Origin of the sequence: uncultured Xanthomonas sp., assembly GCF_964278005.1 — a bacterium.
GTDB classification, from domain to species: Bacteria; Pseudomonadota; Gammaproteobacteria; order Xanthomonadales; family Xanthomonadaceae; genus Xanthomonas_A; species Xanthomonas_A sontii.
In genome coordinates this window covers 149,249-170,142 of sequence record NZ_CAXYKF010000023.1, presented here as the reverse complement: position 1 = coordinate 170,142, position 20,894 = coordinate 149,249, and the positions used below count along the sequence as shown (strand labels likewise).

Annotated in this window: 13 protein-coding genes; 5 read left to right on the top strand and 8 right to left on the bottom strand. The window is 69.6% G+C overall.

Annotated elements, in window-relative coordinates; all coding sequences use genetic code 11:
* Positions 1-22 precede the first annotated feature (22 nt).
* From ACHWVH_RS15125 to ACHWVH_RS15095, 7 genes are all read right to left on the bottom strand, one after another.
* Positions 23-916 carry a TonB family protein gene (locus ACHWVH_RS15125; protein ID WP_295926357.1) on the bottom strand — a complete coding sequence of 298 codons (894 nt, stop codon included), beginning with the start codon at positions 914-916 and terminating at the stop codon, positions 23-25.
* Positions 917-977: 61 nt separating this feature from the next.
* Complete coding sequence (gene aceK / locus ACHWVH_RS15120; protein ID WP_394687487.1) at positions 978-2,717, bottom strand: bifunctional isocitrate dehydrogenase kinase/phosphatase; 1,740 nt, start codon at positions 2,715-2,717, stop codon at positions 978-980.
* Positions 2,718-2,974: 257 nt separating this feature from the next.
* The gene (locus ACHWVH_RS15115) at positions 2,975-5,206 is read right to left on the bottom strand and encodes an NADP-dependent isocitrate dehydrogenase (RefSeq protein ID WP_394687486.1); all 2,232 of its coding nucleotides are present in this window, start codon (positions 5,204-5,206) and stop codon (positions 2,975-2,977) included.
* 478 nt (positions 5,207-5,684) lie between these two features.
* The gene (locus ACHWVH_RS15110; RefSeq protein ID WP_267121904.1) at positions 5,685-6,167 is read right to left on the bottom strand and encodes a hypothetical protein; all 483 of its coding nucleotides are present in this window, start codon (positions 6,165-6,167) and stop codon (positions 5,685-5,687) included.
* Between the two features lie 227 nt (positions 6,168-6,394).
* Positions 6,395-7,750: a Gfo/Idh/MocA family protein gene (locus tag ACHWVH_RS15105; RefSeq protein WP_394687485.1), complete on the bottom strand. Its 1,356-nt coding sequence runs from the start codon at positions 7,748-7,750 to the stop codon at positions 6,395-6,397.
* Positions 7,751-7,814: 64 nt separating this feature from the next.
* Positions 7,815-10,787: a TonB-dependent receptor domain-containing protein gene (locus ACHWVH_RS15100; RefSeq protein ID WP_394687484.1), complete on the bottom strand. Its 2,973-nt coding sequence runs from the start codon at positions 10,785-10,787 to the stop codon at positions 7,815-7,817.
* A gap of 119 nt (positions 10,788-10,906) precedes the next feature.
* Positions 10,907-14,269, bottom strand: coding sequence for a TIM-barrel domain-containing protein (locus ACHWVH_RS15095; RefSeq protein WP_394687483.1), 3,363 nt, complete (start codon positions 14,267-14,269; stop codon positions 10,907-10,909).
* Between the two features lie 322 nt (positions 14,270-14,591).
* Between ACHWVH_RS15095 and ACHWVH_RS15090 the strand changes: the two genes are divergently transcribed.
* From ACHWVH_RS15090 to ACHWVH_RS15070, 5 genes are read left to right on the top strand one after another with little or no spacing between them, the layout of a single operon-like run.
* Entirely contained in the window at positions 14,592-15,746 is a 1,155-nt protein-coding gene (locus tag ACHWVH_RS15090) for an SIS domain-containing protein (RefSeq protein WP_295964144.1), read from the top strand.
* On the top strand, positions 15,739-16,677 hold the full coding sequence (locus ACHWVH_RS15085) for an ROK family protein (RefSeq protein WP_295964147.1): 939 nt from the start codon (positions 15,739-15,741) through the stop codon (positions 16,675-16,677). Before ACHWVH_RS15090 ends, ACHWVH_RS15085 begins: the two co-directional genes overlap by 8 nt.
* Before the next feature lie 15 nt (positions 16,678-16,692).
* Positions 16,693-18,027, top strand: a complete 1,335-nt coding sequence (locus tag ACHWVH_RS15080; protein WP_394687482.1) for a D-tagatose-bisphosphate aldolase, class II, non-catalytic subunit — start codon at positions 16,693-16,695, stop codon at positions 18,025-18,027.
* A gap of 33 nt (positions 18,028-18,060) precedes the next feature.
* The gene (locus tag ACHWVH_RS15075; RefSeq protein WP_043090637.1) at positions 18,061-18,837 is read left to right on the top strand and encodes a DeoR family transcriptional regulator; all 777 of its coding nucleotides are present in this window, start codon (positions 18,061-18,063) and stop codon (positions 18,835-18,837) included.
* Positions 18,834-19,958: an N-acetylglucosamine-6-phosphate deacetylase gene (locus ACHWVH_RS15070; protein WP_267095885.1), complete on the top strand. Its 1,125-nt coding sequence runs from the start codon at positions 18,834-18,836 to the stop codon at positions 19,956-19,958. Before ACHWVH_RS15075 ends, ACHWVH_RS15070 begins: the two co-directional genes overlap by 4 nt.
* 389 nt (positions 19,959-20,347) lie before the next feature.
* Here ACHWVH_RS15070 and ACHWVH_RS15065 read toward each other — a convergent pair whose 3' ends face one another.
* Positions 20,348-20,872: a hypothetical protein gene (locus ACHWVH_RS15065; RefSeq protein ID WP_017912389.1), complete on the bottom strand. Its 525-nt coding sequence runs from the start codon at positions 20,870-20,872 to the stop codon at positions 20,348-20,350.
* Between the last annotated feature and the right edge of the window lie 22 nt (positions 20,873-20,894).

The window sequence follows — 20,894 nt, the reverse complement described above, 5'->3', positions numbered from 1 at the left end:
ACCGGGCGAACACCGGCGCCGATCAACCGCCCTGCAGCGGCGTCAGCAGGCGCGGACCGGCGCCGTCGGCCATGTACACGCCGCCAGCCGGCAACAGGTCCGGCGAGAAGCCGGTCGCGTCCTCGCCGGTGATCCAGGGCGCGCGCTGGCGCGGGCCGGGCACATAGCTGGTCCAGCGGCCATAGGACGACGGTGCGCCCTGGGGAATATCGTCGCGCAGCGCGTAGTCGACCGGCACGCGCACGGTCCAGTAAGGCGCCTCCACGTCCTTGCCTTCGCTCGGCGGGCGGAAGGTCCACTTGCGCGCCGCACCCAGCGCGCTCTTGCCCAGCACCTCGCGCAGTTGCTGCATCTGCCGCTCGGACGCCACCACGCGCAGGTTGACCTGCTCCACCGCGGCATCGGCGACGCGGCCATCGCGGCCCACCTTGAGCACCAGGTACGCCGAGCCCGCGGCACCGACGCTGTAGGCCGCTTCCGGATAGGCCGGCGGCTTCATCTGGATCGAAGTGACCACGCTGCGGTCGTTGGGATCGTAGTGGCTGAAATCGGCGCCGCGGATCTCGACCTGGTAGTCGTCGCCCTGCAGGCGCTTGGCGACCACGCGCAGGGTCATCGGCGCGCGCGCCGGCACCGGTTTGCCATCGCGCAGGCCCGGCTCGAACTTCCACTGCATCACGGTGCTGCGGACGAAGTCGACCACGCCCTTGGGCAGGCGCTCCTGCCGATCCAGCGCCAGCGCCGACACCGTGCCGCTGGGCTCGATGTCGATGGTGCCGCTCACCAGCATGCTGCTCTCGATCTGCTTGCGCACCGCGCCGGGGCCGACCCCGTCGGCGGCAACGGCAGTCGATGCCAGCAACAGCGACAGCACGGCGCTCCAGCGCCACCACGAATGGAGGGATCGACGGTGCATCGCGCATTCCTTTGCCTGAGATGAGGCACCGATTACAACGCACTGGCGGCCCGCCGGCAACTCAGGCCAGGCGCAGCGCATCCGGGTAAGGCGGCGCGTCCGGATAATCGTCCTCGCGCAGCCGCGCCTGCAGGTCGCGCCACCACTGCGGATCGAACAGCTCGCCGTGCGCATGCCGCACCGCCTCCAGCGAGGTCGCGGGCAGGCCCATGAACATCGCGAAGCGCTCCGGGAACACGTCGCGCGGGGCGACGTGGAACCAGGGTTCGGCGGACATCGCCTCTTCCTCGTTGCGCGGCTGCGGCCAATCGCGGAAGTTGCAGTCGGTGACCAGGCAAAGTTCGTCGTAGTCGTAGAACACCGCCCGGCCCTGCCGCGACACGCCGAAGTTCTTCAGCAGCATGTCGCCGGGGAAGATGTTGTTGCGGGCCATGTCCTTGATCGCCTGCGCGTAGTCCAGCGCGGCCTCGCGCGCGGCCTCGGCGCCCTGCTCGCGCAGGTACAGGTTCAACGGGCGCAGGCGCCGCTGCACGTAGCACAGCTCGACGATCAGGTCGTCGCCGTCCTCGCGCAGGCTGCGCGCGCAGCCCTCCATCAACTCTTTCAGCAGCGCCGGCGCGAAACGCGTGCGCGGGAAGCGCAGCGAGCGGTACGGCTGCGCGTCGAGCAGGCGGCCGACGCGATCGAGGTTGAACACCAGCGCGTACTTCTCTTCGACCTCTTCGCGGCTCATCGTCTTCGGATAGGCGAAACGGTCGCGGATCAGCTTGAACACCAGCGGATAGCTGGGCAGGGTGAACACCGCCATGACCATGCCCGGCGTGCCCTCGGCATGCACCAGCTGTTCGTTGGGATGCGCCTGGAAGTGGCGGAAGAAGGTGCGGAAGCGCTCGGTCTTGCCCTGCTTGGCGCGGCCGAGCATGGTGTACAGCTCGTCGATCGGCTTGTGCGGCAGCAGGCTGCGCAGGAACACCACCGCATCGCCGACGGTGGCCAGGTCGGCCTGGAAATAGCTGCGCGAGATGCCGAACAGCTGCGCCACGTCGTTGCGCTTGGTCAGTACCGCTTCGGCGCGCAGGCCTTGTTCGTCGTTGACCAGGGCGATCACGCAGGGCGAGAAGCGGTGTTCGCCGAACACACGGCCGATCAGGTAAGCCCGGCGCTCGCGATAGAACACCGTCTCCAGCAGTTCGATGCCGCGCACCGGGTTCTCGCCCCAGTGGGCGAGGTCGTCCTGCAGCCGCACCGCGATGGCCGCCGCGCACCGGGTGCGGTGCGCGTACGGCACGTCGAACCGGTAGTCGCCGAGCACACGCACGAACGCGTCCACCGGCCTCGCCTCGGACACCACGTAGTTGTGCCGCGCCACCGGGTGGGTGATGGCGTCGGTGGGCTCGATGTCCAGTGCCACGAACTCGATCTGCGCGTCCACGCCCTGGGTGCGGAAGAAGCGCCGGGTCAGGGTGTTGTAGAAGGTCTTGTACAGTTCCTGGTCGATCAGCGCGGCGATCAGTTCGGCGTAGTGGTCGCGCGCACGGATCCACAGCGCGCGATCGTGCGCCTGGCCGAGCAACACCGCGCGCAGGCGCAGCATGCACTCGGCGATGCACTGGTCGTACAGGGCGATGCGTTCGATCGCATCATCGCGCGCGGCGCTCCAGTCGCGGGCCTCGAAGCGCTGGCGCGCACGCGAAGAGATCTGCGCGAAGCGCGCGTGGTAGTCCTCGAACGCCTCGAAGACGATGCGGCCGATGACCAGGGCACGGCGTTCGGACGGCAGCGGCAGCGGCGTGGAGGACATGGCCGCAGTGTACCCAGGTGGCGGCGTCGCGCGGGTGCCGGGCCCCCTGCCACGCTCCGTCTCGTGCGCACATCCAGCGACCTGCTTCGCCAGGATCGAGCCGGACGCAGGTCGGCCGTAGAAGCGGCTTCAGCCGCGACCGGCCGTACCTGGAATGCCCTGTCGCGGCTGAAGCTGCTCCTACCGGACGCTTCCTGCGCCGGAAACGCAAAGGGCCGCCCCGAGGGACGGCCCTTGCGTCACATCCAGTTGGGCGATCAGGCGTTCAACGTCGCCAGGGCGTCGTTGAGGGTCTTGCTCGGCCGCATCGCCTTGCCGATCAGCTCCAGGTTCGGGCGGTAGTAGCCCTGGATGTCGACCGGCTGGCCCTGCACGCCGTTGAGCTCGGCGACGATGGTCGCTTCCTGGTCGGCCAGCTGCTTGGCCAGCGGGGCGAAGCGCGCCTTCAGCGCGGCGTCCTCGTCCTGTGCGGCCAGCGCCTGCGCCCAGTACATGGCGAGGTAGAAGTGGCTGCCGCGGTTGTCCAGCCCGCCGACCTTGCGCGAAGGCGACTTGTCGTTGTCCAGGAACTCGCCGTTGGCCTGGTCCAGGGTGCGCGCCAGCACGCCGATGGCGGCATTGTGGTGGCGCTGGCCCAGGTGCTCCAGCGACGCGGCCAGGGCCAGGAACTCGCCCAGCGAATCCCAACGCAGGTAGTTCTCTTCGACGAACTGCTGCACGTGCTTGGGCGCCGAACCGCCGGCACCGGTCTCGAACAGGCCGCCGCCGGCCATCAGCGGCACGATCGACAGCATCTTGGCGCTGGTGCCCAGCTCCATGATCGGGAACAGGTCGGTGAGGTAATCGCGCAGCACGTTGCCGGTGACCGAGATGGTGTCCTCGCCCTTGCGGATGCGCTGCAGCGAGAACGCGGTGGCCTCCACCGGCGGCAGGATGCGGATGTCCAGGCCGTTGAGGTCGTGGTCCTGCAGGTAGCGCTCCACCTTCTGGATCATCAGCGCATCGTGGGCGCGCTGCGGATCCAGCCAGAACACCGCCGGGGTGGCGCTCAGGCGCGCGCGCTCGACCGCCAGCTTGACCCAGTCCTGGATCGGCGCGTCCTTGGTCTGGCACATGCGCCAGATGTCGCCGGCTTCCACCGCATGCTCCAGCAGCACCGTGCCGCCGGCATCGGTGACGCGCACGGTGCCGTCGACCGGGATCTGGAAGGTCTTGTCGTGCGAACCGTATTCCTCGGCCTTTTGCGCCATGAGGCCGACGTTGGGCACGCTGCCCATGGTCGCCGGGTCGAACGCGCCGTGCAGCTTGCAGTCCTCGATCACCGCCTGGTACACGCCGGCGTAGCAGCGGTCCGGGATCACCGCCTTGGTGTCCTGCAGCTTGCCTTCGGCGTTCCACATCTTGCCGGAGTCGCGGATCATCGCCGGCATCGACGCATCGACGATCACGTCGCTGGGCACGTGCAGGTTGGTGATGCCCTTGTCGGAGTTGACCATCGCCAGCGCCGGACGCTGCGCGTACAGCGCCTGCAGGTCGGCCTCGATCGGCGCACGCTGCGCCTCCGGCAGGCTGGCGATGCGCGCGTACAGGTCGCCGATGCCGTTGTTGGCGTCGAAGCCCACCTGCTTGAGCGTGTCGGCGTGCTTGTCCAGCACGTCGCGGTAGAACGCCTCGACGACCACGCCGAACATGATCGGGTCGGAGACCTTCATCATCGTCGCCTTCAGGTGCAGCGAGAACAGCACGCCCTGCTGCTTGGCATCGGCGATCTGCGCCTGCACGAAGGCGGCCAGCGCACGCTTGCTCATCACCGCCGCGTCGATCAGCTCGCCGGCCTGCACCGCGGTCTTTTCCTTCAGCACGGTTACCGCGCCGTCCTTGCCGACCAGCTCGATCTTGACGCTGCCGGCCTGTTCGATCAGCGCCGAACGCTCGCTGCCGTAGAAATCGTCGGCGTCCATGTGCGCCACGTGCGACTTGGACTCGGCGCTCCATGCGCCCATGCGGTGCGGGTGCTTGCGTGCGTAGTTCTTTACCGAGGCCGGCGCACGGCGATCGGAATTGCCCTCGCGCAGCACCGGATTGACCGCGCTGCCCTTGACCTTGTCGTAGCGCGCCTTTGCTTCTTTCTGTTTCTCGTCCTTCGGCTCGTCCACGTAGTCCGGCAGCGCATAGCCCTGCTGCTGCAGTTCCTTGATCGCGGCCTTGAGCTGCGGCACCGAGGCGCTGATGTTGGGCAGCTTGATGATGTTGGCTTCCGGGGTGGTCGCCAGCTGGCCCAGCTCGGCCAGGTCGTCGGCGATGCGCTGGTCCTCGCGCAGGTATTCGGGGAACTGCGAAATCAGGCGGCCGGCCAGCGAGATGTCGCGGGTCTCCACGGCGATGCCGGCGGTGCCGGCGAACGCGGCGACGATCGGCAGCAGCGACTGCGTCGCCAGGTACGGGGCTTCATCGGTGAGCGTGTACAGGATCTTGGGCGTATTCGACATGACGCGACGGATGACCTCTGGCAGGGGAAAATAGGCAGCACCGACAGTACGGCGGCGTATGTTTTCTTGTAGGTTCGCGATGCCGGCAATTGCCTGACATCGGCCGACCATTGTCGCGTGTCTGCCGGCTGCGGGCAAAGCGCGGGGTCCGCCGTCCGCCAGCGCGGTTCATGCGCGCTCCATCACTGGGAGGGCGCTTCAATCCGCGGGGTGCCGATGGACGCCGTGCGTGGATCGACACCTGCGGCTCACGCCGCCGGACGAATGTCGGGAGCGGGCGTGAGCAGTGATGCGGCGCCACCCGTCTCTGCCGAATGACAGCACACCATGCGGCCGGGCTCTCTCTCGCGGCGCCCAAGATCATCTCCGCGATTAAGCGCCGCCTGTGTAGATCGGAGTCGCTCTACAGCTCGACCGCCAACCGGCGTGGCCGCGCTACGCCTTCCTGGGAGTCATCCGCCTACCTGGATAGCCGACCTCAGACGTACCCGAGCCCGCGCCAGTAGTCCAGCGGACGCCTGGCGGGCACGCCCAACGACGCCGCAATCTCGAGAATGCGCGGCACGTCGCGCCGGTAGACCACAAACAGGTGCTGGTCTTCGGTGGTCATATCGTCGATGTCCACCACGTCGTAGCCATCGCCTTCGTCCGTCCACTCGGCAAGGTGGCGATCCAGCCAGGTGAAGTACTCGGTCTGCGTCTCCACGTTCTTGGGAAAGGCAGGGAATGCGTCGCCCATCATCTGGCAGAGCTCGTGGTGGACATCGATCATCTTGTCGCCGTTGGCGGAGTAACGCTCCATCGCCGCGGTGATCGCGACTGCATACGCCTGTTCCTCGCACTCGGTCCACTCCAGCTCCGGCAGGAAAGCTTCGATGTCCCGAACGATCTCGCTTCGTTCGTCGGGTTCGGTGCTGCCGGAAGAAAGAAGCTCGACGAGTTCCAAGAGGGGTGCGTTCATTGCGCTCACTGACGGCTAAAGGATGATCGACGCCCAGCCCAGGCCGGCCGTCCACCCAAGGCGAATCGGCTCGGCCGCACCACTGGACACGAAGAAAAAAGCGCGCCGGAGCGCACCACGCGCGGCACTATAGCCGCTGGTGTTTGACATGCAAGTGTCCGTGGAGCCGAACACCCCGGCCGCCGCCCGGCACGGATGCAAGGCGTGGAGTACCGGGGCGACCGCGCTCAGTACGTGCCGTCGAACGCAAAGATCGGCGCGCGCTGGCGCCACGCGCCCGCGGTGAAATCCGGGAATGCGACGGTCTGGAAGCCGCTGGCGATCGACTGTTCGGAGAGCGGGGTGATCGCGCTCCAGGTCACGGCGTCGTAGATGTCGATCGGCATCGGTGCCCTCGCCTTCAGTGCTTCGACGAAGGCGTGGATGACGAACCAGTCCATGCCGCCGTGGCCGGCGCCGGCCGCGGTGGCGGCGTAGCGCGTCCACAGCGGGTGCTCGTACTGGTCCTGGTAGGGCTTGAAGGCTTCCCATTGGTGCGGCGGGCTGCGGCCTTCGAGGTGGATCGACTGGTTGAGATCCATCCACAGGCCCTTGGTGCCCTGCACGCGGAACCCCATCGAGTAGGGACGCGGCAGCGAGGTGTCGTGCTGCAGCAGGATGGTCTCGCCGTTGGTGCAGGCCAGGGTGGTGGTGACGACGTCGCCCAGCTTGAACGCCACCTTGGTGCTGGGATGGGTACTGCCGCCGCTCTTGGCCACGGTGTAGTCGTGCAGGCCGCTGGCCTTGCTGGCGAAAGCGTTGAGGTGGGTGATGCGGTTGCCGCGGTTGATGCCGGCGTACATGGCGCACGGGCCGATGCCGTGGCTGGGGTACAGCTCGCCGTTGCGCTGCACCGAATGCGCGGTGCGCCAGCGCGCTTCGCTCCAGCCCTTGGCACCGAACTCCACGCCGCTGTCGTAGGGCTGGTCCGGGTCGCCGGAGTTGAACTTCACCCCGCGCAGATCGTGCTGGTAGCCGGCCTGCAGATGCACCAGTTCGCCGAACAGGCCCTGCCGCACCATCTGCAGCGCGGCCATCACGTCGCGGCGGTAGCAGACGTTCTCCAGCAGCATGTACGGGGTGCCGGTGGCGAGTTGGGCGTTGAGCACGTCCCAGTGGTCCTGCAGGGTGATGCCGGCCACCACTTCGCAGCCGACCGCCACACCGGCCTGCATCGCCGCGATCGCCATCGGCGCGTGCCACTCCCAGGGCGTGGCCACGATTACGCCATCCAGGCCTTTGTGCGCCAGCACGCGCTTCCAGGCGCTGGCATCGCGGTCCTGGCCGTAGGCGGTGGGTGCGGGCTTGCCGGCCTTGGCGACCATGGCCATGGCGCGGCCGAGCATGATCGACTCGCTGTCGCACAGGGCGACCAGTTCCACGTCGTCGCGGCGCAGCAGTTCGGTCAGCAGCACCTGGCCGCGCATGCCGGTGCCGATCATGGCCAAACGCAGGGTGCGCTTGCGCGCCCAGGCCGGTGTCTGCGGCAGCAGGCTGCCGGCGGCGATGGCGGCACCGGCGGCGATGAAGTCGCGTCGTTTCATGTGGTGCGGTCTCCTCTTGGATGCGCGCCGGCGTCGGCCGGCACGCATGCTGCTGCACGTGCGCTCACTTGAAGCGGTAGCCGATGGTCACGCTGTAGCCGCGGCCGAAGATGGTGGCGTAGTCGCTGGAATCGCCCAGGAAGCTGTTCGGATCGTAGAACGGCAGGCGGTCGAACAGGTTCTTGACGGTGAAGCTGAGGTTCCAGGCGTCGTCCGGGCGCCAGGTGACGCTGAGGTTGGCGGTCCACCACGACGGCGCGCCATCGCACTTGCTCGGCTGCAGCTTGAGGTAGCCGGCGGTGCAGCTCTGCGGGTTGTTGTCCTCGGCGTCGATCCGGTCGGTGGCCCACTTGGTGCCGCCGACGTAGTTGACGAACATGCTGGTGGTGACCTGGCGGTAGGTCCAGTCGGCGTTGAGCGTGGCGCGCAGGCGCGGGTTGTTGTAGTAGCCGACCACGTCGCCGTAGTACCAGCCGCTATCCTGGTCCATGTAGAAGCGGTTGCGGTTGGCGATGGTGGCGGCCAGGCCGATGTTCAGCCCGCCCCACTGGCCGAGCGAGAAGCGGCTGCGCGCGTCGATGTCGAAGCCGTCGACCAGGGTCTTGCCGCGGTTGCGGTACTGGCCGACCACACTGGCGACATTGCCCACGCTGTAGCCTGGCAGCGTGCCTGGGCAAGCCACGCCGCTGGCCGGATCGGCGCACATCGCCGCCAGCTGGGCGAGGTTGGCGCGGTCGCTGTCGCTGATCGGCGAACGGGTCATGGCGGTGATGTCGCCGGCGCGGCGGTAGTCGGGGGCGACGATCTCGTTGTCGCGGTAGATGAACCAGTAGTCGGCCGAGACCGACAGCCAGTTGGCCGGCTCGTAGACGAAGCCGAGCGTGGCGATCTTGGCCTTCTCCGGCTTCAGGTCCGGGTTCGGCTGGGTCATGCGCGCCACGGTGCGGCTGCAGTCGGCATTGAGCAGGCTCTTGCCCAGGTCCACGTCGCCGCTGCGGCGCGACTGCAACAGCAGGTTGGCGATGGCATTGGTCTCGCCGCAGCGCACCTCGTCGCGGTAGCCGCCCAGCTGCGCATAGACGCCGCCGCTGCCGGACTCGGCCAGGCTGGGCGCGCGGAAGCCGGTGGAATAGGTGCCGCGCAGCAGCAGTTGCTCGAAGGCCTGGTACTTGAAGCCGACCTTGGGCGCCAGGTTGGTGCTGAAGTTCGGATACTTGTCGGCGCGCAACGCGGCGTCGAGTTCCAGCTTGTCGGTGATCGGCGCGACGGTCTCGGCGAACAGCGCATAGGTGTTGCGCTTGCCGTCGAACCAGGAGCCGCCCTGCTGGGTGATCAGGCCGTTGGCCGCGTCCGGGTTGCCGGGGGTGTAAAACGTCTCGCGGCTGGCGTTGAAGCCGAACGCGGCGCGCATCTCGCCGGCAGGCAGTTGGAAGAGCGGGCCTTCGATCTTGCCGTCGAGGGTGTGCAGGCGCGTCCACGATTCGATGTCGAAGGTGGGGAACGCCTCGCGGATCAGCGCGGCGTTGGCGGCGCTGATCTCGCCGAACCTGTACGCCGGGTGGTCGGAGATGATCACCCGGCCGGTGCCCGGATCGATGGTGAACGGGCCGAACGCCTTCTCGAAGCCTTTCACGTTGACGTTGACGGTCTGGTAGGTGACCGAGTGGGTGCCGGCGGTGGCGAAGGCGGTTTCCCAGTTCCAGTCGCCGAAGCTGCCGCGCGCGCCACCGAGCACGCGGTAGCTCTTGTCGGTGTTGCGCTGGCCGAAGTAGTCGGGGCCGGCGTCCTGCAGCAGGTACTGCAGGCCGACCACCCCGCCCATCATCGCCTTCAACTGCGGGCTGGCATGGTTGTACTCGTTGTTGGGCCCGAGGAACGGATACAGGAACTGGTTGACGGTGTTGCCGGTGTTGCGCGAGAACCAGCTGGTGGGGTTGCCGGTGGTGGTGTTGAACGCGCGCGGGGTGCCGCCGTTGGCACGCAGGTCGATGTCGGTGTAGGTGGCCTCGGCGAACAGTTCGGTGCTGGCGCCGACCAGGAAGGTGCCGTTGAGATAGGCGGTGTTGCGTTCGGACTTGGCGCCGGCGTCGATCTCGTTGTTCAACCAGGTTTCCCACACGCAGCGCGGGCCGGCGGCCTCGCTGGTCAGCACGTTCTGGCAACCCGGTGCGGCTTCCTGCACGCGGCGCCCGGTGACCGGGTCGAAGGCGAAGTAGCTGCCCGGGTTGAACTGGCCCGGCTTGCTGCCCACGCCCAGGCGCAGGTTGGTCAGGTAGTTGGGATTGTTGACGTAGTACTGCGCCGGGCGCTTGTCGTAGAAGTCGCGCAGCGGGATCGCGTCGCGCCGGTACACGTTGACCGCGCCGTAGACGTTGAAGCGGTTCTCGGTGAGGTCGCCGAAGCCGGCGGTGATGCTGGCCTGGTGTTCGCCGTAGGACTCGATGCGGTTGGAGGTGTCGTTGCTGAAATTGATCTCCGCGCCCTGGAAGTTGCGCTTGGTGATCACGTTGATGACGCCGGCCACCGCGTCGGTGCCGTACACCGCCGAGGCGCCGTCGGTGAGCACTTCCATGCGCTCGATCGCCGCGGCCGGGATCGCATCGATGTTGACGAACTGGGTCTGGAAGCCGGCCGGCGCGCCGTAGTACGACAGGCGGCGGCCGTTCAACAGCACCAGCGTGCCCTGCGCGCCGAGGCCGCGCAGATTGGCCTGCGAGGCGCCATCGGAGCCGGTGAACAGCGAGCGCGCGTCCTGTTGCGCCGGGCGTGCCGCGGGCAGGTTGTCGAGCACCTGCAGCAGGGTGCGCGCGCCCATCGCCTGGATGTCCTGCTTGCTGATCACCTGCACCGGCGAGGCGGTCTCCACGTCGGTGCGGCGGATGTTGGAGCCGGTGACTTCGACCCGGGCCAGGTCGGTGGCGGCCTGACTGTCCTGTGCGGCGGCTGGCTGCAGGGCGGCGAGCAGGACACCGGCGATGGCCAGGGTCAACGGAGCGAGCGGGCGACAGCGGGGATGGCGGTGACGGGCGGGCAACATCGGGGTTCTCTCCTGGCAGGGTGCGGCGCGAACGCGGAATCGGCGGGCAAAGCGCTCCCGGGCCACGGCCAGGCGGCCGCAGTCGGGAAAGGCGGGGGAGGAGCGGTGTTACGGGGCGGTCATGGGGCGACGAAGCTGGCGGTGTCGCCCTCCTGACCGATCAGCACGGCGTTGGCCCAATTGGCGCAGACCTTGGCAGGCTGCGAACCCTGCGCGCCGAGCGTGCGCAGGCTCAGCGTGGACAGGCCGCGGATGTCCAGTTCCGGCTTGACCACGCCGGGCGCGCTGACCAGACCGCTGTCGTAGAGCAGGCGGCCATCGCCCCAGACCTGGAACTGCAGGCCGCCGGCGCTGCGGCAGGCGTCGTCGATGCCCAAGTCGGCGCGCAGCAGGCGCCAGTCGCCGTGCAGGCGCAGGTCGAGGCGGCTGTCGGCGCCCACGCCCAGGCCGCGGCGGAACTGCAGGCCGTTCATGCGCATGCCGGCATCACCGCGCAAGGCCTGGTCGGCGCGTACGCGACCGGCCAGCGCCGCCGGCAACGCCAGCTCGGACAGGTAACGCTGCTGCGCCGGCCGCTCCGAAGCCGGGTGCTCGAGGATGTGGAAGGTGGACAGCGCGATCGGGCCGACGTCGCGCGGCTGCAGCGCGTCGAAGGCGCGCGGGCGGCGCTGCGCGGCGACGACCATCGGATCGTTGCTGTCGGCGCCGTCGCCCTCGGGGTTCTGCACGCTCAGCACGCGGAAGCGCAGCAGGCGGCCGGCATGCGCGGGGAAGTCGATGCGCTGCATGCCTTCCTGCAGGCGCAGATGGCCGCGCGCCACCGGCTCGCCCCACTCGCCGTTGCTGTCGCCCAGGTAGACCTCGTAGTCGCGCACCTGGCCGTGCTTCCAGTTCTTGTCGTTGCGCGGCGCCAGCTCGATGCCGTCGATCATCTTGCGCTCGCCGAAACCGATCACCCATTCGTGCGCGCCGGTGCGCACGGCCTGGTTGCGCACGCTGCGGAACCAGGTGCCCGGGTCGTCGTCGAAGGCGTTCTCCAGCGGGTGCCCGGGCTCCTCGGCCGGGCGGTTGACCACCAGCAGGCTGTCCGCGGGCAGCGCGCGGCCCAGCTCCGGCGCCGGCGGATAGGCGTCGTCGGCCGCAGCGGCGGCGACCGGGAAGTCCAGCCGCAGTTGCAACGGCTGACGGATGTCCTGCACGGCGGTGCGCACGTGCACGGTGCCGCGGCGCTCCTTGGCGTCGAAGTACCAGCCTTCGCTGGCCTGGGCGAGGGCCGCGGCGTCGGCGAGCGCGGGCAGCGCGCGTTCGCCGACCTGCACCGACCGCGGCGCCTGCCGCGCGAGCACGCGCAAGGCATAGCGGCGCTGCGACAGCTGTCCGGCGTAACGGCCTTGCACCGGATCGATCCATACCTGCACCGGGCCGCTGCCCTGCGCCGGCGCCTGCATGCGCACCACCTGCGTGCTGGACTCGCCCTGCTGGTAGCGGCGGGTGTTGCCGTCGTCCTCGTACAGCGTGTACTGCGAGGCCCCCTGCGGATACAGGTCGAAGGTCACCTCGTCCAGCGGCTTCTCGCCGTCGTACAGCATCGCCGGGTACATCGGCAGGATCGCGCCGGCACGCACGAACAGCGGCAGCGTGGCCAGGTCGACCTGGCGATCGAGCTGACGGCCATCGGCGCCGGCCTGCACGCGGCGGCCGTCCCAGTAGTCGATCCAGCCGCCGGCCGGCAGATGGATGTCGCGCCGCCAGCCGCGGCTGGCCGCCTGGCTGCGGTACACCGGCGCCACCAGCAGGTCGCGGCCGAGCAGGAACTGGGTCTTGTAGGTCTCGTCCTGCGCGTGCGGATCGCGCGGGTCCTCCCACATCAACCCGCGCACCGGCGGCGCGCCGGTCTGCGCGGCATCGTGCACCAGGCCGTACATGTACGGGGTCAGGCGCATTTTCAGCTTCAGGTAGTCGCGGTTGATGCTGCGGTACGGCTCGTCGTACCACCACGGATGCTTGCGCGCGTTCGACGACCAGCCGCTCATGCCCATCAGCACCGGGGTGAAGGCCTTCCACTGCAGGTCGCGGGTGAAGGTCTCGGCGCTGCCGCCGAAGATCGCATCCACATCGCCGGCCGCGTAGGCCATGCCGGACAGGCCGGAGCCGATCAGGGTCGGCACGTGCCAGCGGATGTAGTCCCAGCTGCTGCTCTGGTCGCCGGTCCAGGCCACCGCGTAGCGCTGGATGCCGGCCCAGCCCATCACCGTCCACAGGAACGGGCGCGCATCGGAGTTGGCGAGGATGCCGTCGTAGGCCTGGTGGTTGGCGTCCATCGCGAACTGGTAGCCCTTGCCGGTCCAGGCCACGTCGAGCTTCTGCACGCGACTGCCGGCCTTGCCGACTTCCCAGGCGATCTTGTCCACGCCGTTCTCGGTCCACAGGCCGGTGCGGAAGCCATAGCGGGCAAGGCCCTGCACGGTCTCCGGCAGCCTGGTGTAGCCGCAGCCGTAGCCGTCGTTGGGCAGGATCCAGCCGCCGGGCATGTCGTGCTCGCGGTATTGCCGCGCCACGCTGTCGACCACGTCCGGGGTGGTGCCGGTGGGGCCGTCGTGCCAGCCGTCGGGCACGGTGCCGGGCTTCTTGGCGTTGTCGCCGTCGTTGTAGCAATCGGCATCGCCGTAGGACAGCGACCAGCGCGCCAGCATGCTCGGGCGGCCGGTCAGCCGGGTATAGCGCTCGATCAGGGCCGGCAGGTCGGCGCCGACGAAGTAGTAGGCGTCGAAGCGGTCTTCGCGGTGCAGCAGCGTGGCCTGGTCGGGCTGGCGCAGGTCGTAGCTGCCGTCGCTCCAGGTATTGCGCAGCATGCCCCAGCCGCGGCTGCTGAGCAGCATCGGCGCCGGGCTCGGGCGATCGCCCTCCTCCCAGCCGCCGGAATACGACACCTCCAGTTCGCGGCCCTTGAACTCGAAGCGCCCGTTCTGCTGGCCGCCGCCGTAATAGGCTTCGTCGGCCTGCGAGGACAGCACCTGCACGCTCTGCGTGGCGTCCAGGTCCAGCGGCTGCAGTTCCTGCCACAGCGCGACGGCGCGGCCCTGTTCCAGCCGCTCCAGGCGCAGTCGCAGCGGTTGCCGCTGCACGTGCAGCACCAGCGCGTCGGTGCGCACGCGCAGCTCCTGCGCATCGTCTTCCAGCTGCGCCTGCACCGCGGCCTTGGGCTGCGGCAGCACGATCGGCGTGGCCTTGTCGCCGGCACCGGTGAGCGTGCCGTGGCGCCCGGCCTGCACGCGCACGATGTCGGCCGCCGGCAGTTCGATGCGCAGGCGCACGCCGCGGTCGGTCTGCAGGTCCCAGCCCTGCACGCCGTCGCGGCTGGTGCCGGCGGCGACCGTGCGCAGGTTGCCGACCGGCTCGGCGACGACGCTGGCCGCCACCAGCAGCAGGGCCGGCAGCGCGATCGCCGGCAACAGCGGCGAACGACGAACGCGGTTCTCCACACGACCCCCAAACCCGTTTCCCCGGGCGTTTCGAAAGCGTTGCGCCGACTCTAGGCCAGGGATTTGAAAGATGTCAATAAATTGAAAGCAAAAAACAAGATTTATTTTGGCAAAACGAAAGATATTGCCTCGCATGAATTTGCTTTCATCTCGGCAGAATCGGCTGATTCGGCTTGCGATAGCGGCATCCACTTGCACCTTTCGTTTTAGGGCGGGCGATCCGCAGACACGTTTGGCACAAAAAATACTTTCTTTTTTCTTTCGATGTTTGACATTTCGAAAGAAAAGCCGGATGGTGCGCTGGCCCAACAGGAACCACCGCATGGACCTCCTTCCGCTTTCCGATGCATCCGCCTGGCAGCGCCTGGGTGGGGCCGATACCGCCCGCGAGATCGCCCAGCAGCCGGCGCTGTGGCGGACCCTGGCGCAGGATCTGGCGCAGGCCGGCGACCGCCTGCAGGCCTTCCTCGGCGACCGCCTCGCCGATCCGAACCAGCGCGTGCTGTTCACCGGCGCCGGCAGTTCCGGCTTCATCGCCGAGATGGTGGCCGACGCGATCAATGCGCAGTGGCCGGCCGAGGTGCGCGCGGTGCACACCACCAGCCTGCTGACCCATCCGGCGCTGTACCTGCAGCGCGCGCGGCCAACCCTGCTGGTGTCGTTCGGGCGCAGCGGCTCCAGCCCGGAAAGCGTGGCCGCGGTGGAGCGCGTGCGCAGCGACGTGGACGAGGCGCGCTTCCTCGACATCACCTGCAATGCCGACGGCGAACTGGCCCGCCGCGGCGCCGGCCGCGCCGACACCTGCACCCTGCTGATGCCGCCGGCCAGTTGCGATCGCGCCTTCGCCATGACCAGCAGCCTGACCTGCATGCTGCTGGCGGCGCTGAGCGTGTTCGAGCGTGCGCCGTGGGAAACGCGCAGCGCGCGCCTGCAGCGGCTGGCCGAACTGGCCGACCGCGGCCTGGCGCAATGGGATGGCGCGGTGGCGGCGCTGGCGCAGCGCCCGTTCGCGCGGGTGATCTATCTCGGCAGCGGCCCGCTGGAAGCGCTGGCGCGCGAGGCCGCACTGAAGGTGCTGGAACTCACCGCCGGCCGCGTGCTGGCGCTGGCCAACACGCCGCTGGGCTTCCGCCACGGCCCCAAGTCCACGCTCGACCGCAGCACCCTGGTGGTGATGCTGCGCAGCGTGCAGCCGCTGGCGCGCCGCTACGAACAGGATCTGCTCGACGAACTGCGTCGCGATGGCGTGGCCGGCCAGGTGCTGGCGATCGGCCCGCATGCGGACATCGGCGCCGGCGACGACCACACGCTCGCCGTCGCCGGCCTGGACGATCCGTGGCTGGCGCCGCTGTGGCTGGGCTTCGCGCAGCTGTTCGCGCTGCAGCGTTCGGCCGCGCTCGGCCTGACCCCGGACAACCCGTTCCCCGACGGCACCGTCAACCGCGTGGTCCAGGGCGTCACCATCCACCATGGCTGAGCCTGGCGCGCCCACCTGCTACGGCCTGGACGTCGGCGGCAGCAAGATCGAACTGGTGGCCTGCGACGCCGCGCTGCAGGTGCTGTGGCGGCGCCGCGTGGCCACGCCGCAGGGCGACTACGCCGGCTTCCTGCAGGCGGTGGTGGCGCTGGTGGCCGCGGCCGATGCCGCGCTGGGATGCCATGACAGCGCGCTCGGCATCGCCCTGCCCGGCGTGCGCGACCGCCGCAGCGGCCGCCAGTTGAGCGCGAACGTGCCGGCGCTGACCGGCCAGTGCGTGGCGCAGGATCTGCAGGCGCGGCTGCCGCGTCCGCTGCGCATCGGCAACGACCTGCAATGCTTCGCGCTGTCCGAGGCGCACGGCGGTGCCGCCGATGGCTACCCCAGCATGTTCGGCGCCATCCTCGGCACCGGCGCCGGCGGCGGCTTCTGCGTGCAAGGCCGCCTGCTCGCGGGCTGCAACGGCATCGCCGGCGAATGGGGCCACTGGAGCGTGCCCGGGCACCTGCTGCAGCGCCATCGCCTGCCGCTGCTGGACTGCGGCTGCGGCCTGCAGGGCTGCGTGGAGCGCTACGTGTCCGGCAGCGGCGTGGCGGCGATCGCGCGCCATCTCGGCAGCGACGCCGCCGATGCCAGCGCGGTGATCGCCCTGGCCGAGGCCGGCGATGCGCGCGCGCAGCAGGCGCTGGACATCCACCGCGACCTGCTCGGCCACAGCCTGGCCGCCGTGGTGCTGGCACTGGACCCGCACGTGATCGTGCTCGGCGGCGGGCTGTCGCAATACCCGCCGCTGTACCGGCAACTGCCCGACGCCATCGCCGCGCACCTGTTCGCCGGCGTGCAGGTGCCGCCGATCGTGCCGCCGCGCTTCGGCGATGCCGGCGGCGCCCGCGGTGCCGCGCTGCTGGCCTGCCATCCCGCCTATTCCTGATCCGCCGGAGTGTCCATGTCGCCCTTGCAGACCCTGCTCGCCTCCCACCGCGCCGGCGCCAACGTCGGCCTGTACAGCGTCTGCTGCAGCAACGACCAGGTGCTGCGCGCGGCGATGCAGGTCGCGCTGGCCCACGACACGCTGCTGCTGGTGGAGGCCACCTCCAACCAGGTTGACCAGTTCGGCGGCTATACCGGCATGACCCCGGCGCAGTACCGCGATTACGTCGGCGCAATGGCCGAGACGGAAGGGTTTCCGCGCGCACGGCTGATACTGGGCGGCGATCATCTCGGGCCGAATGCCTGGCAGAAGGGGCCGGCCGCCGAGGCCATGGCGCATGCGCGCGTGCTGATCGAACAGTACGCCGCCGCGGGCTTCCACAAGATCCACCTGGACTGCAGCATGGCCTGCGCCGACGACCCGGTGCCGCTGCCCGATGCCATCGTCGCCGCGCGGTCGGCCGAACTGGCCGAGATCGCCGAGCGCACCGCCGCCACACATGGACTGCCGCCACCGGTGTACGTGATCGGCACCGAGGTGCCGATTCCCGGCGGCGAAGCCTCGCTGGCCGGCGGCCTGCAGGTGACCACGCCGGCCGCGGCCGCGCAGACCCTGGCCATCCACCGGCGGGCCTTCGACACGCCGTCGCTGCGCGCCGCGTGGCAGCGGGTGATCGCGCTGGTGGTGCAGCCGGGCGTGGATTTCGACCACAGCAGCGTGCACGACTACGATCCGGCCGCGGCCGCCGCACTGGCCGATTTCCTCGAGCAGCAGCCGCGCATCGTGTTCGAGGCGCATTCCACCGACTACCAGCGCGAGGACGCGCTGCACGCGCTGGTGCGCGACCACTTCGCCATCCTCAAGGTCGGCCCGGCCGCCACCTTCGCCTACCGCGAGGCGCTGTGCGCGCTGGCCGCGATCGAAGCCGAACTGCTCCCCGCGGCGCAGTGCTCGCAACTGCCGCAGGTGCTGGACGCGGCGATGCAGGCGCAACCCGGATCCTGGCAGTCCTACTATCCGGGCGACGCCGCCGCGCAACGCCTGCTGCGCCGCCATTCCTTCAGCGACCGCTGCCGCTACTACTGGGGCGAGCCGACGGTGCGCGCAGCGGTGGACACCTTGTTCGCCAACCTGGAACGGCATGCGCCGCCGCTGGTGCTGCTCAGCCAGTTCCTGCCCGAGCAGTACCGCGCGGTGCGCGCAGGCCAGCTCGCCACTACCCCGGCGGCGCTGGTCCAGCACCGCGTCGGCCTGTGCCTGGGCGAATACGCCCGCGCCTGCAGCGCCAACCGCGCCGGCGCGCGCCGGCCACACGCCGAAGCGGCTGCCGGCGTCGCGGCGAACGGCTAATCTTGCCGGTCGCCCGCGAATCCGAGAATGGCCATGCGCAACACCCGCTCCCGCCGCCAGCAGATCCTGCAGTCGCTGCTCGAACACGGCACGGTGCAGGTTGCCGATCTGGTGGAACGCTTCGACGTGTCGGCGGTGACCATTCGCGCCGATCTCAACCATTTCGAGGCGCAGGGCCTGGCCACCCGCACCCACGGCGGCGCCACGCTGGTGCGCACGCCGCCGCAGGAGCAGGACATCCACGAAAAGGACGCGCTGAACCTGCCGCTGAAGGAATCGATCGGCGCCTGTGCCGCGCGCATGGTGCAGCCCGGCGCCAACATCATCATCGACTCCGGTTCGACCACGATGACCCTGGCCCGCCACCTGCGCGCGCACCGCGACGTCACGGTGATGACCAACGGCCTCAACATCGCCTGGGAACTGGCCAACGCGCCCGGCATCAACGTGCTGCTCACCGGCGGCCAGTTGCGCCAGCAATCGCTGTCGCTGCAGGGCAGCCAAGCCGAGGCCAGCCTCAACGCCTACGGTTTCGACACGCTGTTCCTGGGCGTGGACGGCCTGGACCTGCAGTTCGGCCTGACCACCCACGACGAGGCCGAAGCGCGGCTCAACCACCGCATGGTCGAGCGCGCGCGGCGCATCGTGGTGCTGACCGACGCCTCCAAGTTCGGCCGGGTCAGCCTGCACCGCATCGCCCGCCTGGACCAGATCCACGCCATCATCACCGACGCCGGTATCGACGAGGCCACCCGCGAGGGGCTGCAGCGGCTGGGCATCGAAGTGATCGTCGCCGAGCCCACGCCATGACCGACACCCGCTCCCTGCACGGCCGCCTGCTCACCCCGCTGGGCTGGCGCCGCGGCCACGTCCACTTCGACACCCACGTGCGCCGGCTGCAGGTGGACGACCACAGTGGCGGCGACGATCCGCAGCTGCCGCTGATCCTGCCGGGCTTCGTCGACCTGCATGTGCACGGCGCCGCCGGCGTGGATCTGATGCAGGGCGGCGACGCGGCGCGGCGCATCGCCCGCACCCACCTGCGCTTCGGCACCACCACCCTGCTGGCGACCACCATGACCGCCGGCGTCGAGGAGATCGCACATGCACTGCGCGGCGTCGCCGCGGCCATGGCCGCGCCCGATGCCGACGCGGCCTGCATCGCCGGCGTGCACCTGGAAGGGCCCTTCATCAGCCCGCAGCGGCTGGGCGCGCAGCCCGACCGCACGATCGAGGCCAGCCTCGCCCTGGTCCAGCAGTGGCAGGCGCTGGCGCCGATCCGGGTGCTGACCCTGGCGCCGGAGATCGGCGCGCACACCGCGCTGATTCCGGCGCTGACCGCACTGGGCATCCGCGTGCAGCTCGGCCACAGCGCCGGCAGCTACGAGGACGGCGTGGCGGCGCTGCAGGCCGGCGCGGCCGGCTTCACCCACCTGTTCAACGGCATGACCGGCGTGGACCACTACCGCCCCGGCATCGCCGCCGCGGCGCTGGCGCATGCGCAGTACGCCGAACTCATTCCCGACCTGCAGCATGTGCATCCCGGCGTGATTCGCCTTGCCGCGCGCGCGATCCCGCGCCTGTACGCGGTGACCGACGCCACCGCCGCCACCGGCATGCCCGACGGCGAATACGCACTGGGCGAGCAGCGCGTGCACAAGTGCGGCGGCTGCGTGCGCCTGGCCAGCGGCTCGCTGGCCGGCAGCGCACTGACCATGGATCAGGCGTTGCGCAACCTGGTGCAGGCGGGCCTGGAACTGGCCGATGCCGCACAGCGCGTGTCCACCTTCCCGGCCGACTACCTGGGCCTGGGCGACCGCGGCCGCATCGCCCCCGACGCCCGCGCCGACCTGGCGGTGCTGGACAGCGACCTGCGCCTGCGCCAGGTGGTGGTGGGTGGGCGCATGCTGGATCTGCACGCGCATCACTGATCGCCGTGCGCGGCTGCGCGGTGCTGGCCAGCGGCGGTGCGCGCAGACGCCGCCGAGTGGACGGCAAGGCATCGTCCAGGACGTGCGTCGGGATGGAAGGGCGCCGCTGATCCGCCGGATGCAGCTTGCGCCTCCGTGGCAGGAGCGGCGTCAGCCGCGACGGGCGTCCCGGTAAAGCCGGTCGCGGCCGAAGCCGCTCCTATGACGGGTTTCCGGGCGATGGGAGTGTCCTGAAGTCCCCCCCACATCGTCTTCATCCACCGCATCGGCAGTGCTGTCGGCGCATCGGGCCACGCATAAAAAAGGCGCAGCCTCGCGGCTGCGCCAGCGTGTCGCACGTGCCGGGAGAGAGGCGGCGCGTGCGACCGTGACCGGGCCTCAGCCCTGGATCACTTCACCTCGAACGTCTGCGGCGTGCCCGCCGCCTGACCGTTCACGGTGACCTCGGCCTTGTACTGGCCGGCCGGCCAGCCCTTGGGATTGGTGAACTCGAAGTTGGTGGTGTCGGCACCGCTGGTATTGAGCGTCTCGGTGCGCTCGCCGGCGGTCTGGCCGTCCTGGAACACCAGCTTGGCGCCGACGTTGGCGTTGGTCGCCGAGCCCTCGGTCTTCACCGAAACGATGATCTTGTCCTTGCTGGCGAGCGTGGTCATCGGCGCGACAGACTTGTCCGCGGCGGCAGTGTTGCCGACAGCGACGGCGGCCACGTTCACCGCATTGGCGCCTGCGGCGGCCGGCGCCGGCTGCTCCGCCGGGGCTGCGGCCGGACCCGGCATCTGCTCAGTCGGCGCGGACGAGGTGGGATCGGGCGACACGGTCTGTTGCTGCTCCTGCTTCTTGCAGCCGGCCAGCGCCAACGCGCCGACCAAGGCGATCATCAGGGGCGAAAATGCGGAGATCGAGCGGGTCTTCATCGGTGGGGACTCCTGTCGGAAT

What these genes read in the sequence shown, in the direction of transcription:
- ACHWVH_RS15125 (WP_295926357.1), bottom strand. Translation starts at nt 916, where the DNA reads ATGCACCGTCGATCCCTCCATTCGTGGTGGCGCTGGAGCGCCGTGCTG.
- aceK (WP_394687487.1), bottom strand. Translation starts at nt 2,717, where the DNA reads ATGTCCTCCACGCCGCTGCCGCTGCCGTCCGAACGCCGTGCCCTGGTC.
- ACHWVH_RS15115 (WP_394687486.1), bottom strand. Translation starts at nt 5,206, where the DNA reads ATGTCGAATACGCCCAAGATCCTGTACACGCTCACCGATGAAGCCCCG.
- ACHWVH_RS15110 (WP_267121904.1), bottom strand. Translation starts at nt 6,167, where the DNA reads ATGAACGCACCCCTCTTGGAACTCGTCGAGCTTCTTTCTTCCGGCAGC.
- ACHWVH_RS15105 (WP_394687485.1), bottom strand. Translation starts at nt 7,750, where the DNA reads ATGAAACGACGCGACTTCATCGCCGCCGGTGCCGCCATCGCCGCCGGC.
- ACHWVH_RS15100 (WP_394687484.1), bottom strand. Translation starts at nt 10,787, where the DNA reads ATGTTGCCCGCCCGTCACCGCCATCCCCGCTGTCGCCCGCTCGCTCCG.
- ACHWVH_RS15090 (WP_295964144.1), top strand. Translation starts at nt 14,592, where the DNA reads ATGGACCTCCTTCCGCTTTCCGATGCATCCGCCTGGCAGCGCCTGGGT.
- ACHWVH_RS15085 (WP_295964147.1), top strand. Translation starts at nt 15,739, where the DNA reads ATGGCTGAGCCTGGCGCGCCCACCTGCTACGGCCTGGACGTCGGCGGC.
- ACHWVH_RS15080 (WP_394687482.1), top strand. Translation starts at nt 16,693, where the DNA reads ATGTCGCCCTTGCAGACCCTGCTCGCCTCCCACCGCGCCGGCGCCAAC.
- ACHWVH_RS15075 (WP_043090637.1), top strand. Translation starts at nt 18,061, where the DNA reads ATGCGCAACACCCGCTCCCGCCGCCAGCAGATCCTGCAGTCGCTGCTC.
- ACHWVH_RS15070 (WP_267095885.1), top strand. Translation starts at nt 18,834, where the DNA reads ATGACCGACACCCGCTCCCTGCACGGCCGCCTGCTCACCCCGCTGGGC.
- ACHWVH_RS15065 (WP_017912389.1), bottom strand. Translation starts at nt 20,872, where the DNA reads ATGAAGACCCGCTCGATCTCCGCATTTTCGCCCCTGATGATCGCCTTG.